11 protein-coding genes are annotated in these 16,637 nt (G+C 59.4%); 1 reads left to right on the top strand and 10 read right to left on the bottom strand.

All coding sequences use genetic code 11. The annotated features are described in order from the left end of the window. The first annotated feature begins 160 nt into the window (after positions 1–160). Positions 161–3,973, top strand: coding sequence for a TonB-dependent receptor (locus LJD29_RS16400; protein WP_446742634.1), 3,813 nt, complete (start codon positions 161–163; stop codon positions 3,971–3,973). Positions 3,974–4,042: 69 nt separating this feature from the next. Here the strand turns inward: LJD29_RS16400 and LJD29_RS16395 are convergent, their stop codons facing one another. The 10 genes from LJD29_RS16395 to LJD29_RS16350 form a co-directional block, all read right to left on the bottom strand. Further along, complete coding sequence (locus LJD29_RS16395) at positions 4,043–4,780, bottom strand: GntR family transcriptional regulator (protein ID WP_446742633.1); 738 nt, start codon at positions 4,778–4,780, stop codon at positions 4,043–4,045. A gap of 87 nt (positions 4,781–4,867) precedes the next feature. Further along, positions 4,868–6,340, bottom strand: coding sequence for an APC family permease (locus LJD29_RS16390; protein ID WP_446742632.1), 1,473 nt, complete (start codon positions 6,338–6,340; stop codon positions 4,868–4,870). A 25-nt stretch (positions 6,341–6,365) separates the two neighbouring features. Then, on the bottom strand, positions 6,366–9,155 hold the full coding sequence (locus LJD29_RS16385; RefSeq protein WP_446742631.1) for a DUF5695 domain-containing protein: 2,790 nt from the start codon (positions 9,153–9,155) through the stop codon (positions 6,366–6,368). Between the two features lie 26 nt (positions 9,156–9,181). Further along, complete coding sequence (locus LJD29_RS16380; RefSeq protein WP_446742630.1) at positions 9,182–10,372, bottom strand: glycoside hydrolase family 27 protein; 1,191 nt, start codon at positions 10,370–10,372, stop codon at positions 9,182–9,184. A 36-nt stretch (positions 10,373–10,408) separates the two neighbouring features. Further along, positions 10,409–11,983 (bottom strand): aldehyde dehydrogenase (NADP(+)), encoded by a 1,575-nt coding sequence (locus LJD29_RS16375; RefSeq protein ID WP_446742629.1) that lies wholly within the window; start codon positions 11,981–11,983, stop codon positions 10,409–10,411. Between the two features lies 1 nt (position 11,984). Then, on the bottom strand, positions 11,985–12,914 hold the full coding sequence (locus LJD29_RS16370) for a dihydrodipicolinate synthase family protein (protein ID WP_446742628.1): 930 nt from the start codon (positions 12,912–12,914) through the stop codon (positions 11,985–11,987). Next, positions 12,911–14,221, bottom strand: a complete 1,311-nt coding sequence (locus LJD29_RS16365) for an FAD/NAD(P)-dependent oxidoreductase (RefSeq protein ID WP_446742627.1) — start codon at positions 14,219–14,221, stop codon at positions 12,911–12,913. The genes LJD29_RS16370 and LJD29_RS16365 overlap by 4 nt, the downstream gene beginning before the upstream one ends. Further along, positions 14,218–14,469, bottom strand: a complete 252-nt coding sequence (locus LJD29_RS16360; RefSeq protein WP_446742626.1) for a (2Fe-2S)-binding protein — start codon at positions 14,467–14,469, stop codon at positions 14,218–14,220. Before LJD29_RS16360 ends, LJD29_RS16365 begins: the two co-directional genes overlap by 4 nt. Beyond that, positions 14,462–15,583, bottom strand: coding sequence for an NAD(P)/FAD-dependent oxidoreductase (locus LJD29_RS16355; protein WP_446742625.1), 1,122 nt, complete (start codon positions 15,581–15,583; stop codon positions 14,462–14,464). Before LJD29_RS16355 ends, LJD29_RS16360 begins: the two co-directional genes overlap by 8 nt. Then, a complete protein-coding gene (locus tag LJD29_RS16350; protein WP_446742624.1) occupies positions 15,583–16,533 on the bottom strand; it encodes a proline racemase family protein in 951 nt (316 codons plus the stop codon). Before LJD29_RS16350 ends, LJD29_RS16355 begins: the two co-directional genes overlap by 1 nt. Positions 16,534–16,637: the final 104 nt, after the last annotated feature.

Raw genomic sequence — 16,637 nt, 5'->3', positions numbered from 1 at the left:
AACTGTATTGCGTTTTGTATACAAAACGTCGGATACTTCCTCAACGGTTCCCAATTCAAGCCGCCAGTGAACAATTTCTTTCCCGGAATGTATTCAGATTCCGCTACTTCCGGCCCCGGATTTCCCTGACGCGGTGCATTTTCGTTATTTAGGAGGCTTTATGTTGGATCGTCTATGGCGAGGGTTTCTCGCCGGCTCAGTCGCGGTAACGCTCTCTGCCGGCTGTACTCCTTCACTTTTTGGACAGGCCGGCACGCAAGGCACCATTGCCATCTCCGTGACCGATACGTCTGCTGCGGCAATTTCCGATGCCGTCCTCGAACTGACCGCGGTGAGCACGAACACCATGCGTCAGAGCAAGACCGAGGGCAAAGGCACCTTCAACTTCGTAGGCCTGCCGATCGGCATCTACCGCCTCTCCATCTCCCACCCAGGCTTTGCCACCACAGAACTCGCACAGATCGTCGTCGAAGCCTCGCAGACCACCCCGGTAGCTGTCGTCCTCAAGCCGGGCAAGGCCACCGAAACGGTAACTGTCGAAGCCGCCGCAACGCCCCTGCTCGACTCGACATCGAACTCACTCGGTTCGGTCATCGACATGAAAGGCATCGAAAGCCTGCCGCTCACCGGCCGCGACCTCACCGCCCTCGCCCGCCTCACTCCAGGCTATGCCGGCACCACCAGCATTGGCGTCTGGAACGGCCAGCCGCTCTCCAACCAGGGTGTAAATATCGACGGCGTCGTCGGTTCCGCTTCTCGCGGCAAATACAGCGGGAATGCACAGGCTGCCGCATCGCCGCGTATTGAGAACATCGCCGAAATGGCCGTGCAGACCGACCAGATCGATCTCGATCAGGGCTTCGGTCTCTCGACCATGCAGATCAGCTACGTCACCCGCTCGGGCACTAACCAGTTTCACGGCCGCCTCTACGTCGACTCCCGCAACGACGGCCTTAACGCCAACACCTACGCCAACAACGCGGCAGGAGTCCGTCGTACCAAGCTCATCTATAACGATTTCGGAGGTAGCCTGGGTGGTCCGATCCTTCACGACCAGCTCTTCTTTTTCGGCAGCTTCTCTACACGCCGCGTACCGGGCAGCACAACACAGACCAATAACTATCTAACACAGGCTGCACAATCAGGCCTTTACACCTACGGTGGCACCACCGTGAACGTGTTTGATCTGGCGGCGGCCGCGGGACAACCGACCACCCCCAACACTGCCGTTGCCAACCAGATCGCGCTCATCAATAAGTCGATTGGTTCGGGTGGCACTATCGCGACGGGCGATCCAAATATCGGTCAGGTTCGCTGGAATGCGTCGCAGCCAACCGTTTACTACTGGCCAACCGTACGTGTGGACTGGAACACCACCTCGAAGCTGCATATGTACGTTTCCAGTAATTGGAGCCAGGAAACGGTCACCGGCGAGTATCCGCCTCCCTTTCCCGGTAGCGATTTCAGCAATCAGAACGGCGGCTATCATACGCGTTCGATTACTGGAGGCTTCGGCGCCGATTACTCCATCACGCCAAGCATGATCAACCAGCTCAAGCTCGGATACCTCTATTACACCGCTGCTTTCGCCAACGACATCCCTCCGCTTTACGCACAGAACCCTACCATTTACTGGGGATTCGATTCGGGCGGCTGGGGCTCCTACACCATGTCCGGCCAGACCTACACCACACCCAGCTCGCGTTTCTATCCGGTCATGAACGTTGCCGACTCCATCTCCTGGCAGAAGGGTGATCACTCCATCAAGTTCGGCGGTTCCTGGAACCGTGAGCAGGATCACTACTACAACAATCCCGCCGGCTTCCCCAACATCGTCCTCGGTCTTGCTGGCGGTGATCCGGCGGCGAATGCCTTCACGACCGGAACCATGCCTGGCGCTTCCACTTCCAACATTGGCGAAGCCAAACAGCTTTATGCCGTGCTCACCGGGCGCGTCAGCTCCGTCTATGGCCAATTCCCCTACTCGGCCAAGACAGGCGCATACGAGCAAACGATCGGTTCATACAATCTCGACGAAGTACAGGGCCAGTGGGCACTCTTCGCTCAGGATTCATGGCGCGTATCTCACACCGTTACCCTCAACTACGGCCTGCGTTGGGATTTCACCGGCGACGATCACGACGTGACACACGCATATCATTCCATTACCCCGGCCAACCTGCTCGGCCCCTCGACAAGCCTTTTCACTCCCGGGACACTCGGCGGTAATCTGAACCCCACCATCGACACCATTCCCCGCGCCTACAACGGGTGGAACGTCGCACCGGAACCGCAGATCGGTTTTGCCTGGAACCCCTCGGGCGACACCTTCGGCAAGATCCTTGGCCATGGAGACACTGTGATTCGCGGCGGCTTCAGCCTCAAGCGCTTCACCATGCCCGAACAGTATTTCTGGAACAATGCTTCGTCCTACGGCTCGTTCTTCTATCAGAATTTCTATCTGAACGCTAATACCACGGGCACCACTGGAACCTTCGCGCCCGGCTCGCTCTCACTGGGCGATTCCCTGCCCGCCTATGGCCTCGCGCCGGCAAGCTATGTGCAGACTGAAGCGCAGTCTGACTTCACCTTCCTCAACTCGCAAACCTTCGCGGGCATGGAAAAGCACATCCACCAGCCCTACACCGAGTCCTGGAACTTCGGCATCGAGCGCAAGTTTGGAAAGCGCGCGATCGAAGTTCGCTATGACGGCAACCGCACCGTCCACCAGTGGACGCCGATCAATCTCAACGAAGTCAACATCTTCGAGAATGGCTTCCTGCAGCAGTTCAAGAATGCTCAGCAGAACCTTGCCGCAAGCGGCGGCAAGACCTTCAAAGGCTCACTTCCAACTCCTATCTTCGACGCTGCATTTGCCGGTGAAGCGGTCGGTCAGTACGGCCACCTCGACGATTACGACAACGGCCAATTCACTACCGTGCTCCAGACAGGCCAGGTAGGCTCAATGGCGAATACGCTCGCAGGCATCGGCGGGACCACAACCTACTTCTGCAACCTGGTCGGCGCAAGCTTTGCACCCTGCGCGACAAATGCAGGATTCAGCGGTACAGGCGCGGGCTACCCCATCAACTTCTTCCAGGCCAACCCGTATGCAGCCGGCCAGAGCACCTCGCTCATGACCGCCGCGGCCTACTCCAACTACAACGCCCTGCAGGTCGACTTCCGCCAGCAGGAATGGAAGGGCTGGACCATCGACGCCAATTACACCTATGGCAAGACGCTCGGCGTAGGTTCAACCAACAACTACACCGGCGGAGCCGACAGCCTCTATACCCTGCGCAACTTCGCAAAGGGCTATGGACCGTCGCCCTTTGACATCAAGCACACCTTCCACTTCACCTCTACCTACGACCTGCCCTTCGGCAAAGGAAAGATGTTCCTGTCGAACAACAGCCTGCTCAGCAGCATCGTGGGCAACTGGACCGTCGGGTCAATCATGAGCATCATGAGCGGCTCTGCTACCCGCCTCAACGGCGGCAATGCAACTTACAACGATTACGCTGATGGCGGAATCACGCTCCACGGCATCACAGCCAAGCAGTTGCAAAAAGCTGTCGAAGTCAAGCGCGTTCCCGGAACCGGTTACGCAACGCTCCTCAACCCGCGCTATCTCGGCTCGCCGGACGGCAACGATGGCGCGAACTCAAGCTACATCGAGCCCAACACGACGCCCGGAACCATTGGACAGATCGTTTACCTCTACGGACCGAGTGGCTTCTATCACGACATGTCCGTGTCGAAGTCCTTCCCCATCCGTGAATCCGTTCAGTTCCGCGTGCAGGGCGAGTTCCTGAATGTGTGGAACCACCCGGTATTCGGATCGATTCCAGGCAGCTTCGATCCCGCATCCAACGGCGGCTACTACGACAGTATTCAAAGCACGAGCTTCGCAACCGCCAATGTCACAAATACACCGCGTCAGATCGAGATTCGCGCCAACCTGGAATTCTAAACACTTTCCTCCTAATGGAAACGGCCGGAGCAAACCTGCTCCGGCCGTATTTTTTGCGCTGTAGAGCTATCACCAGGTGCCGCGCTCGCCCTGCTGAGAAATCACGTGCGCGATGCGCTCAGCACCATTCACCCAGTTGGCAATCAGTGCAGCCTCCGCAGCCAGAGTATCGCCCGAACGAATTGCCTGCACCGCCGCCTCGTGTTCCGACACAGCAATGTGTAGCTGGTCGAGAATATTGCTGGCATACAAGCGCCAGTAACGCTCCGTCTGCGGCTTGATAGCGTTGTGCAACAGCATCAGGCGCGGTCCCGCACCAGCTTCGACGATAGCGCGATGGAATCGCATATCCAGGTCGAAGATGCTTCGGCCGTTCAGCTTTCCCGTCTCGGCGATATCGTGGAGCTCATCGTTGATCGGCTTGATGCGGCGTACCACTTCCATGCGCTCAGGGCGCGGCAGCGAAGCCGTATTCAGCCCCGCAAGACCCTCGATACGGGCGACGATCGCATACAGCTCACGCGCGTCCTCATACGTCAGCGGAGCCACGATCATGCGCGAGTTCAGCCGCGCCTTCTGCTCGATGACGTAACCCTCACGCTGCAGCCATTGCAAAGCGCCTCGCACCGGAGTACGGCTCATGCCCAGCTTGCGGCTCAGATCCGCTTCAATGATCCACGTCCCCGGCGCAAGATTGCCGTGGACAATCAGCTGCCGAATCTGTTGAAACGCAATGTCGATGCTGCTGCCATGTGCTGCAGCCTGCGCGGGCTTGAGATCCTTTTCCTTCTTACTGGTAACTGGCATGTAGTTGAACTGAAGTATTAGAGCAGATTATCGAGCATAGATGATAATAATTTCTTCTTCGAACAATGCGCTACTGCGGGGCGGTCTTTAGGTACGTTCCGCTCGGCGGCGAAAAACAAAGTACACCGGAACGCCACACCCGACGATCAGGGCGCCTGGCCACGTCGTAGCCGGACGATAGATACCAAGACAAAGCAGAATCGCTGCCCCGCCAATGATATAAAGCAGCGGGGTAAAAGGATAGAACGGAACCCGGTAAAGTCTTGCCAATTCGGGACGTCGACGACGCAATACCATTACTCCGGCAATCGTCAGGATGTAGAAAAAGAGCGCCGCGGAAATCACATAGTCAAGCAGGTCGCTGTAAAGATTTCCATACCCGGCCTGCGGAGAATAAGTGTTCACCAGCAACAGGCCCACCGACCACAAAGTCTGTAAAGCAAGCGACCAACCGGGCACACCGAAGCGATTCAACCGCTCGGCCGGCTTCAGAAAAAGTCCGTCACGCGCCATCGCATAGTAAGCGCGCGCCCCGGCAAGCACCAGCCCATTGATGCAGCCAAAAGTCGAAATCATGATCGCGCCTGACATTAACATGCCGCCATAACGCGGAAAGATCGCTCTTAACATCGCCGTGGCTACGCGATCCTGCGGTGCGTTCGCAATGTCATCAAAGCTCAGGTTGCAGAGATAGATCAGGTTCACGCACAAGTAAATCCCGACGACCATGGCACTGCCCAGGATCAGGGCGCGTGGCAGAACCTTCCGCGGCTCACGCACTTCCTCTGACGCGAACGCAACATTGTGCCAGGAGTCGGCGGAGAACAGCGATCCCGACTGGGAAACACAGATCGCAATCAGCGGGGCCAACAAACCAATCGCATGAAAATTCTCAGGAGCATGCGACATCGGATGCACGGCAAAGAAATGGCTGAAGTTGGCATGAACGATGCCAAGCTTCGCGCTGAGAAGCCCTAAGACCATCAGCCCAGCAAGCGAGCCTATCTTCACCACCGTCAGCGTATTCTGCACCCACTTGCCATAGCGCAGCCCAAGCATGTTCGTGCCGCTCAGCAACAGGATGACCCCGATCGCAATCAGCTGCGCTGTCGAGAGGCTAACCGCGTAATGAGCCGTCAGGCGAATTGGAGCAACGATGTAATGCGATTCGGAGATCCACGGAACGAAGAATCCAAAGAAGCGCGCAAAAGCAACCGCAACCGCAGCAATCGTTCCCGTCTGGATGACCGTGAAGAAAGTCCATCCGTACAAAAATCCCCACAGAGGAGAAAAGCATTCACGCAGGTAGCGATACATGCCTCCCGACTCAGGCATGGCTGACGAAAGCTCCCCGTAAGTAGCGGCCGCACCCACCGTCAGCAGGCTGGTCAGCAGCCACGCCAGCATCAACCATCCGGGACTGCCGATCGTGCGCGACATGGCCGCAGGCACAATGAAGATGCCCGAACCAACCATGCCGCCCACCACGATCATCGTGCAATCAAAGAGCCCAAGCTGCCGCTGCGGATGAACCTCACTGGCGGCCGGTTGCTGATCCATGACACTGAGCTCCTGTCGCATTCCTTTACATTCCTCGCTTGCCAGACTTCCCTGCCGTCTCGACCGTAATCGTCGTCTCGTCGCCACCCAGCGGAGCTTCGTACATCTCTCCCGCCGCCTGCTTCGCACCCGTCACGCTGAAGCTCTTCGCCTCTTCCGCAGTCAAGGCCACATGGAAACGCGCAAGTTTCACAAACTCCGAGGAGGGGGCCAGCTTAAAAGTCACCCGTCCGTCCGAAGGACGATACTCCGCCGACTCAATCTGTCCTGCCTCCAGCGTAATCCAAAGCCCAAGCGGAGCAACGAACAAACGGCTGCGCGAGGAATCCGTAACCGTGATGGTGACATCATTCTTCGTCGCGGCAACAGTCCCGCCGAAAGCCAGCCAGCCGAAACGGGAATCATGCACAAGGTATGCGCCCGTATTCATGGCATGGCCAAAGAAGTTCGGGCCATAGTCTCCCGTGTATGGATCGAAAGCCATGCGATCCGGAAAAGAGTGAAACGCCGCCGAAGCAAAGCCCTTCTCGTCAATGTTCGTCAGCGGCCCCATCACGCCGCCATATCCGGCACGCAGCAGGTAAAGGTCTTCCGGATGCGAGCGATACTCAGCCAGCAGCGGAATAGCATTCAAGCCCGAGCCATAGTGATGCAGCTGCCGCTCGATACGCGGATACTTACCGCCATAGAGAAAATCCCAGAAGCGACGCGCGCTGCCGTTGTATCCCCACAAAGGCTCAACCGGCGTGTACGCAAGGATCGCATTCAGCGTCACATCGGCCTTGTCCTTCATGCCGAAGTAGCGCGACCAGTCATAAACCTCTTCCTGCCCCGTCGAATCCCACGGCATCTCGCTGCCGAAAGGATACGGCTCCGTCTTCCAATGCTCCGCACGCTCGCGCATCATCGCCTCGAGCTTCGCAGCCTTGTCATTCCACCCTTCGGCCTTCAGGTCCTCCAGCAGCTTCAGAAAGATCGTGCCTTCCATCAATCCAAACTGCGTGTAGTACGGAGCAAGCGTGTGCATGGCCAGCGTCGTCTCGTATGCCTGGTTCAGGTACCAGTCCCAGGTCTTCTGCGTCGCCAGCGACTGGCTGTTGCGAGCCACGTGATACAGCGCCCAGTAAGCAGCAACAACATGCGGATAGTTGTAGGTGCGCCCAAGGTCAGCCGCATCCTTCGGCTTCCAGCTCGTCCATGACTTCCAGTCATACTTCGAGTCGTAATAGCCGGCAGGCATCGACTGCGGATCGTAGTAGAACAAGCTCTTGTGCACGCCAAACTTCTCAGGACCATCGCTGACCTGCAGATGTCCCCACACCGTCTGGTTCACAAAGTCCTCAAGCTTCGCAACCTCTTCGCGATCGGGCTGCAAAGCCTCCTTCATCGCCGCGGCTAAGTAGGAGCCCGCTCCACCTTCATCGCTCAGCCCCGCAATCCACACGCGCGGCTCCTGCTTCAGGATAGTTCCCGCTTCATCGTCATAGCTGATGATCGACGGCGAGCGATGGAAGGGATCGTTCGCATCCACAAACCACTGCTGATGAAAAAGGAAACGTCCCATGTCGGCAACCGCTTCCCGCTCCGGCTTGATGGTGCGATAACCGATACTCTGGACAGTCCCGTCCGCGTACTCCACGCGCAGCCGCGCGCGGCCGAACTGCACACCATCGAGCGTATAAGCATGCCAGTCATGGTCTGCAGCCGGCCCATCGTCATGGATCTTCACCGCGCCCGCAGGCTCGCTCACAATACTGTGCACCGGCGAAGCGTAGTGAAGAAAGAGTCTGCCTGGCGTATCCTGCGGCAAGACGTACCCCGGCACACCCACAGCAACCGGACGATGATTCTCAGCCAGCGTGTTCTCGATCTCACGTACCGAAGGCGCAACCAGCAGCTTCACGCCGTAAGCTACTTCCTTGCCCGGCTGCAACACCTCTTCGGTCGACGGATTCCACTCCTGAGGCAATTGCCCGGTCGTCTTCTTCCAGTCGGTCTCGGCAAAGCCCTGCGAGTGCACCATCCAGTCGTATGAACCTTCAAAGGTCATGCCACGCGGAGTAGGATCGTTCCCCAATAAGCCACTGCCATCGGCACGATTTCTGCGATCCAGAATCGGCTTCCATGCCTCAAGCGGCGTATGCCCATCCGGAACCAGCAGCAGAACCGGCCCAGTCCCCTTCAACCGAACCACCTGCACATAGCCCGCATCTTCGCCGATATAAGGATCGTAAAAGCTGCATACGGTATACGACTGCTCAAGCGTGCGGCCATTCATGATGTTGTTGAAGACCATCGGAATGCCGAGACCACCGATATGCACCGGCTTCGCGCTGCGATTCCGCAACGTATAGCTCAGCACCAGGCCCTGCTTCGTCACCTGCCACGTCCGCGTCACCTGCAGCGGAATCTCAGCAGCTAGCGACGGGCCAAGATCCGCCACAAAGCTCGAAGCATCGCTCTTCAATACCCGCACCGGCTGGCGGCGATACGCCGTCGAGTAGTCCGTCCAATCGCTTTCGCCCTCGACCTTCAACCGCAGCTCGAGGTCGCCAAGGTGATAGAAAGTGTCCGCCGAGCGTTCCTTTAGCTTGTCGCCCGGTGTGTAATCGAAAGAAGGATCAGCAGCCGTCGTCAGCTTTGCCGCCGTCCCCGAGTAGCGCAAGAGGTCGAGCGTGAGCGCAGGACTCGCAAGCGTAACGTGCCCGCCATCGAGCATCGGACCGGGCGGCAGAGGCTTAGGACGTTGCGCCAGCGCCGCGCAACTCAACAATGCGGAAAGTGCAAGATACGAGAGAGGCTTCAACGACGGCATGGCTAGGCTCCGTACTTAAATAACAATCACCGGCTCAGACGAAGCAACACAACACTGTGCGGCTTAAGCTTCGTATGAAACGCGCCACGAATCTCCGGCAGATCCTGATGTGCCCAAAGGTCGCGAGCCTTCACCGCTTCGTTCTCGCCAAAGCCAAGCTTCGTCATCGGCACATCGAAATCCAGAGGCATACGCCAGCGGCTGAAGATAGCCACGGCCACGCTGCCGTCGGCAAGCGGCTTGCTCCATACCTCGAGCGGGCCCTCGGTATACACACGATCGCCCTGGTGCCCCGCGGCATCCTGATCGACCGCGATCACTTCACGATTCATCAGGATCGATTTCGTGTCATCGGTCATTTTGGAGAGATCATTGCCCGCCAGCAGCGGAGCAGCCAGCATCGCCCACAGCGTCATGTGCGAACGATATTCCTCGCTGTTCATGCCGCCATTGCCCACTTCCAGCATGTCAGGATCGTTCCAGCGCCCCGGCCCGGCAAACTTCGCGAGACCCGCCTGCGAAAAGCCGATCCGCTCCATCGAAGCATAGTTGTCCTCGATATCTCCCGTCGTCCGCCACAGGCTGCCGCCCGTCTCCGCACCCCAGCGCCACACCGCTTCCCATCCGTATTGGCAGAGTGACAGCACAATCGGCCGGCCCGTCGAAGCAAGCGCATCATGCATCGTGCGGTAGACCTCTTCCATCACTGCCTGCGACTTCGCATGGTCGTTGCCCGCGCGCTGCTTCAGGTTCTCTGTGTAAGAGCAAAGGTCATACTTCAGATAATCGACGCCCCACTTCGCATACATGGCGGCATCCTGCTTCTCGTGCCCAAGCGAACCTTCAAAACCCGCGCAGGTATGCGCACCGGGTGAGGTGTAGATACCAAGCTTCAAACCTTTGCCATGCACATAATCGGCAAGCGCCTTCATGTCAGGAAAGCGTTCATTCGCCTGGATGTTGCCCGCTGCATCACGCTTTCCTTGCCAGCCATCGTCGATGTTCACGTAGACGTAGCCCGCATCGCGCATGCCGCTCGCAACCATCGCATCGGCAGCCGCACGTACATCCTTGTCCGTCACCTTCTCCGCAAAATGGTTCCAGCTGTTCCACCCCATCGGCGGAGTCGGCGCCAGCACACCCTGCGCCTGCGCACCCATACAGAAAGCCTGCAGGCCCAATACCACGCAGCCTGCCAACAACGACGTGAGCTTCATCCCGGAACCTCGAACTGAATTTCCTCTGCGATCCTGCTACTTCTCGAAGCTGCCATTCCACAGGCGATGCAAACCCAGCGGATTCTCATCACGCAGTTCCATAGGCAGCGCAAATTGCGGCAATCCCTGGTACGCCACCGGACGCGCAAAGCGGAAGATCGCAAGGCTGCCCACTGAGGTCGAGCGTCCATCGGAGGTCGCAGGATACGGACCGCCATGCACCATCGCATGATTCACCTCGACGCCGGTCGGAAACGCATTGAAGATCACGCGCCCTACCTTCGTCTCGAGCACGCGCAGAAGCTCGCCATGCGCGGCAAGGTCTTCGTCCGTTCCAAGAACCGTAGCCGTCAGGTGCCCCTCAAGCTCACGCGCCGCACGCATCATCTGTTCGGTAGAGTCGCAATGCACCAGCAGCGTCGTCGGTCCAAAGACCTCTTCGGAAAGATGCTTGTCCGCGAGGAATGCATCCGCCCCCACTTCCAGCAACGTTCCCTGAGCGGCAAAGCCCTCATCTGATTTTGTGCCTGTCACGGTGGCAAGTTTGCCTCGCTCTTCGATGCCCTCGCCATAGACCCTGGCAATGCCTTCGGTCAGCAGGCTGAACGAAGGGCTCTCCGCCACACTGCCCCGCAGCTTTGCCGTGAAGTCGGCCGCGTGCTGGTCTTCCACGAACACCATGCCGGGCTTGGTGCAGAACTGCCCGCCGCCCAACGTGAACGATTGATGCAACCCCACAGCCAGCGCTTCGCTCTTCGTCTTCAACGCGCCCGGCAGAATGAACACCGGGTTGGTGCTGCCCATCTCCGCATATACCGGGATCGGCACTTCACGCTTCGCCGCAAGATCCATCAACGCACGGCCACCACGGAAAGAACCGGTAAAGCCCACAGCACGCACCGCCGGATGCTGCACCAGCTTCGCACCCACTTCATGTCCAGCATCGAAAAGCAGCGCAAATGTGCCAGCAGGAAAACCATTCGCCTTCACCGCTTCCACGATGATCTGTGCAACCAGCTCACTCGTGCCGGGATGCGCCGGATGCGCCTTCACAATCACAGGATTGCCAGCAGCGAGAGCCGACGCCGTATCGCCACCTGCAACAGAAAACGCCAGAGGAAAATTGCTCGCGCCAAACACGACAACTGGTCCGAGAGGACGCAGCATGGAACGAACATCCGGTTTGGGAGGCATACGCGCCGGGTCCGCCGTGTCAATGCGCGCGTTCACCCACGAACCCTCTTCGATCACACCGGCAAACAGGCGAAGCTGGTTGCTCGTGCGGCCCACCTCGCCCGTCAAGCGAGGACGCGGCAACGCTGTCTCCAGATTCGCTCGCACAATCAACGCTTCGGCAGCAGCATCGATGCCATCGGCAATCGCCCGCAGCAGCTTCGCGCGATCCTTGCCCGAACTCGCCGCCAGGAAACCCGCAGCCTCTTCCGCGACAGCTACAGCGCTGTCTACCTCCGCAGGCGAGGCCGATGCGTACGCAGGCTCAAGCCTGCTGCCATCGACAGGGTTATAGCCATGGAAGCTGGCGCCGCCGCTGCTAGAGGCGACGCCAGCAATCCACGAAGATCCGCGCAGTTTCTCCACGGCGACTGTCACGTTAGGCCTCCTGCAGCGCTGGAAACGCAGTCGACTTCACCGCCGGACGATTCGCCAGCGCCTTGGCCAGCACAGCCTGCGCATCGGAAAGATCGGCACCGGCAAGCTCCAGGCGCGGCGCACGCACGCGTGCCGAGCCGCTTCCCGTCTCGCCCTGCACCCACTTGATCAGCTGCACAAACTTCGGCACAGTATCCATGCGCAGCAGCGGCAGGAACCACCCGTACAGCTCATAAGCTTCCTTGCGCTTGCCTGCGAGCGCCAGCTCGAACAGCTCCACAGATTCCTTGGGGAAGGCATTCACCAGGCCGGCGACCCATCCGGTCGCGCCTGCATCGACCGCTTCGACCAGCACGTCATCCACGCCCACAAAGATCTTCAGGCGATCGCCCACCACGCCACGAATCGCCGCCACGCGACGCACATCCGCGCTCGATTCCTTCACTGCCTCAAGGTTCTCGTGCTCCGCCGCCAGCTCCGCAATCTGCTCCGGCAGAAAGTCCGTCTTATAAGCAACAGGATTGTTGTAGAGCATGCACGAAAGCTTCGTTGCGCCGATAATCGCCGACACATGCGCCTTCATCTCGCGCCAGTCGGAAGTGTAGACATAAGGAGGCAGCACCATCAAGCCGCTGCATCCCGCCTCTTCCGCTTCCTTGGCAAGACGAACAGCATTGGCTGTCGACAGAGAAGAGATTGCCGCAATCACTGGCGTACCAAACTTCTCCGAAGCCTTCACAGCTGTCTTCAGAATGGCGATCTTCTCGTCGTGCTCAAGCGTCGCACCTTCGCCGAGCGAGCCAAGCATCACCAGGCCCTTGCATCCGTTCTCAAGCAGCCACGCCGCGTGCTGCGCCAGAAACGCGTGATCGACAGCGAGGTTCGCGTCGAAGGAAGTCGTCATTGCAGGCATTACGCCAAACCAGTTCATTGCATCTCCTGTAAAGCTTGTTGGTTATCGAATTCACTCTGCGGCTCGGTGATAAAAGCCGCGATGGGAACGGGAAACACAGGTGGACGCACCGAAGCATTCTTCCAGCCGAAGAGCGCCTCCACCGCAGGGCCGCACACGCGCCCCTGGCAGGGCCCCATGCCACAGCGCGTCAGCAGCTTGGCATCGGTCCAGTTATTCTTTTCATCCGCAAGCGCCTTCAGCGATCCATAGGAAACATCCTCGCAGCGGCACACAATCGTGTTGGCATCGCACAGCCGCAGCACTTCGTCGCGCAGGCGAAACGCACTCGTCATCGCCTCTCCGAATGCGCGCTCCGCCTTGCTGCGAGCCACCAGCTTCTCCGCGCCGCCTGTGTTGCCCGCAGCCGCCAGCCCTGCAATCTCGCCCTGCAGCAGCGCCGCATCCACACCCGCAATGCCTGTCGGCTCGCCCGCGCAATACACGCCTGCTACCGAAGTCTGCTGCATAGCATTCACCGCAACCGCGTCATTCTCGACACGACACCCAAAGAGCAGAGGCAACTCGAGATTCGGAACAAGATGAAAGCCGCAGGCCAGCAGGTCGCATTGCTCCGTCCAGCGGCGACGTCCATCCGTCAGCTCCACGTGCTGCAGCCTGCCGTTGCCAATCGCCGCTACAGGCCAGCAGCCGGTTTTGTAACTCACACCGCGCAGATTCGCACCGAGGGCAACCGCCTGCAAGATCTTGGACGGCTTCTTCGCCAGCTGCGCCGCAAACGGAAGCATCCGCGCCATCGAAGCCTGCTCGCAGATGGCAACCACCTTCGCCCCATCGTGCTTCAGGTGCGCGGCCACAGCCATCAACAACGGCCCAGTGCCAGCGACGACAACTCTCTTGCCACGCACATCGTATCCCCCGCGCACCAGGGCCTGCAGGCCACCCGCACCCATCACGCCGGGAAGCGTCCATCCCGGAAACGGCAGAAAACGTTCACGTGCACCGGTCGCAAGAATCAACCGGTCGTAGTGATAGCGCTCGAGCACATTCGTCTCGTCGCACCACGCCTCGAGCACTCCCGGCTCAGGAGCCTGCACCACTCGGCGCCCCGCCAGCAGCACCGCACCGCATTCCTTGAAGGCGTGCAACATTTTCTGTTTCGCGGGCTCAGCGGTCTCACCCAGTCCACGACGCCAGATCTGTCCTCCAGCCGCGGCGTTGTCATCGAGAACCGCCACGCGAAGACGTCCGCGTGATGCCGCAACCGCAGCCGCCATGCCCGCAGGGCCGGCTCCTACAATCAACACGTCCCAACGCATGCTCATCGCTGCGTCTCCACCGTCATACCCTCGCGGCACGCTACCTGGCAGGAGCGGCTATGCGCTACGCCATTGATCACCGCGCGGCATTCAAAGCAGATGCCCATGCCACAGAGCGCGCTCCTCGGCTCACCCGTCACCGAGACGCGGCATAGATCGCCGGCCTTCAGCATGGCCGCACTCACCATCGAGCCCGCAGGCACTGAAACCGCCTTGCCATTCACCTGCACTGTGATCAACCGGGATTCAGGCACGCATCGCCTCCGCCTGCTTCAACGCGCGGCCAGGCAAAAACGGCGTGCGATCGATCGCCGGCTCGCGGCCCAGCAGATAATCCCCAACCAGCCTCGCAGCACCCGGAGCATTCGTAATCCCCAGCCCTTCGAAGCCCATGGCAAGAAAAACGGAACGGTCCGGCGTCGGCCCAATCAACGGCAGTTTATCCGGAGTCGCCGCACGAAACCCCGTCCACACGCGAATCGCCGATAGCTCGGAAATACGAGGCAGATACTCGCTCGCCCGGTCCAGCATCCGGCGCAGAATCGCCGCATCCACATCCGGCACCGCATCGCTGTACTGGCGCGAAGAGCCGATCAGCAATTGCCCCGTCTGCCGCGGCTGCACATTGAACGCCACCGAATCGGCAGTCAGCTTGTGCGCGCTCTTCAGATATCCCAACTCCACTAGCTGGTGGCGAACAAATCCCGGATAGCGATCTGTGATCACAAGATGTCCCTTGCGCGGCTGCACCGTGATCCACGGCACAAGACTCGTATTCACACCAGTGGCGATTACAATTGCCCCGGCAGAAAGCCCGGATCCATCCTGCAGCTTCACTCTGCCCTGCGCGGCCGCGACCGGAAGCACGCCGCGCAAAAGCGTCGCGCCCAGCCGGATCGCCTCATCCAGAAAAAACCGCGCCGCAGCCGGAGGGTAGATCACACCGTCTCCCGGCACCCGCAATCCGCCCGCGAGGCCTTTGCGCAGTTGCGGCTCGGCATGCTCCAAAGCCTGGGCGTCGAGAATTTCCGTCTCCACGCCGACCGACGCATAAGTGCGCTGCTTCGCATGCACCTCCTGCATCTCTTCCTCATCGGCCGCAACCCATAGCGTTCCACATTGCTCGTACTCGACAGTCGCGGGCAACGCCTGGCGCATCTGCTGCCACAACTCGCGGCCATAGCGCGAAAGAGCCAGCTGCGCGGGCGAGTCGTCCATCACCACGATGTGTCCCATCCCCGCGGCGCTTGCGCCATTCGCAGGCACATTCGGCTCGACAATGCCCACCTTCATCCCCGCGCGCGCACACTCCAGCGCACACGCTGAACCGACGATACCTGCGCCGAGAATGAGTACGTCAAACTGCATCAAAAACCGATTCCACCCCGGAACGGGTCACTAGGATCGAAGATCAAAGTCGACTCCGCAGAGATCCAGGCGCGGCCCTCGATCGTCGGCAACACCGACTCCCCATGCGCTTCAATCGTCCCGATAAAGTGTGTTCCCAGGATGCCTTCCTGCCGCCACTTATCGCCGTCCGAGAGCTTGCCGTCCGCATACAGGCACGCCATCTTCGCGCTCGTTCCCGTGCCACAGGGTGAGCGGTCGAACGACGCACCGGGACACAGCACAAAGTTGCGGCTCGAGTTCTCCGCATGCACCGGCTCGCCGAATAATTCAATGTGGTCGATCACCGCGCCATCCTTGCCGGTAATCCCGGCCTGCGCAAGCGCCTGCCGGATCGCATGCGTCGCACGCACCAGCTCGTAGCGATTCTCAAGCGAAAGATCATAGCTGTGGTCGCCGATCAGGAAGAACCAGTTCCCTCCCCACGCGATATCGCCCACCAGCGTGCCATTGCCCGGCACATCAACTGAGACTGCGGCGCGATAGCGATAGCTCTCCACATTGCGCACGCGCACCGCTCCATCCGGCAGCAGTTCCGCTTCGACAATGCCCACCGGCGTCTCGATGCGATGGCTTCCCGGCTCGATCCGGCCAAGGTGAGCCAGCGTCCGCACAACGCCGATCGTGCCATGACCGCACATTCCCAGGTACCCCACGTCATTAAAAAAAATTACGCCGGCCGCGCAACTTGCATCCGTAGGCGCGCAAAGCATCGCGCCCACTACGACTTCCGACCCACGCGGTTCGCAACACACCCCGGCACGGAAATCATCATAATCACGGCGAAAGATCTCAAGCCGTTCCTGGAAGCTGCCCGAGCCTAGCTCCGGACCACCTTCAACGACAACACGAGTTGGCTCACCTTCAGTATGAGAGTCGATGACTCTCGCAGTCACAGGGCCTGTAGGCATAAACAAAATTGTAGACTAATTTGGATACAAATCGCAGAAATGTTTCTGTAATTTCACCTGCGTCTCCGCACTCTGGAGACACCAGCCATGAGACCCTAGCCGCA

Origin of the sequence: Silvibacterium acidisoli (genome assembly GCA_022870745.1) — a bacterium.
Lineage (GTDB): Bacteria > Acidobacteriota > Terriglobia > Terriglobales > Acidobacteriaceae > Silvibacterium.
The sequence above is the reverse complement of the archived record's forward strand: the minus strand, read 5'-3'. Positions and strand labels throughout refer to the sequence as shown.

Coding starts and splice junctions, on each gene's coding strand:
- LJD29_RS16380 (WP_446742630.1), bottom strand. CDS start 10,372: ATGAAGCTCACGTCGTTGTTGGCAGGCTGCGTGGTATTGGGCCTGCAG.
- LJD29_RS16400 (WP_446742634.1), top strand. CDS start 161: ATGTTGGATCGTCTATGGCGAGGGTTTCTCGCCGGCTCAGTCGCGGTA.
- LJD29_RS16350 (WP_446742624.1), bottom strand. CDS start 16,533: ATGCCTACAGGCCCTGTGACTGCGAGAGTCATCGACTCTCATACTGAA.
- LJD29_RS16385 (WP_446742631.1), bottom strand. CDS start 9,155: ATGCCGTCGTTGAAGCCTCTCTCGTATCTTGCACTTTCCGCATTGTTG.
- LJD29_RS16365 (WP_446742627.1), bottom strand. CDS start 14,221: ATGAGCATGCGTTGGGACGTGTTGATTGTAGGAGCCGGCCCTGCGGGC.
- LJD29_RS16370 (WP_446742628.1), bottom strand. CDS start 12,914: ATGAACTGGTTTGGCGTAATGCCTGCAATGACGACTTCCTTCGACGCG.
- LJD29_RS16355 (WP_446742625.1), bottom strand. CDS start 15,583: ATGCAGTTTGACGTACTCATTCTCGGCGCAGGTATCGTCGGTTCAGCG.
- LJD29_RS16395 (WP_446742633.1), bottom strand. CDS start 4,780: ATGCCAGTTACCAGTAAGAAGGAAAAGGATCTCAAGCCCGCGCAGGCT.
- LJD29_RS16390 (WP_446742632.1), bottom strand. CDS start 6,340: ATGGATCAGCAACCGGCCGCCAGTGAGGTTCATCCGCAGCGGCAGCTT.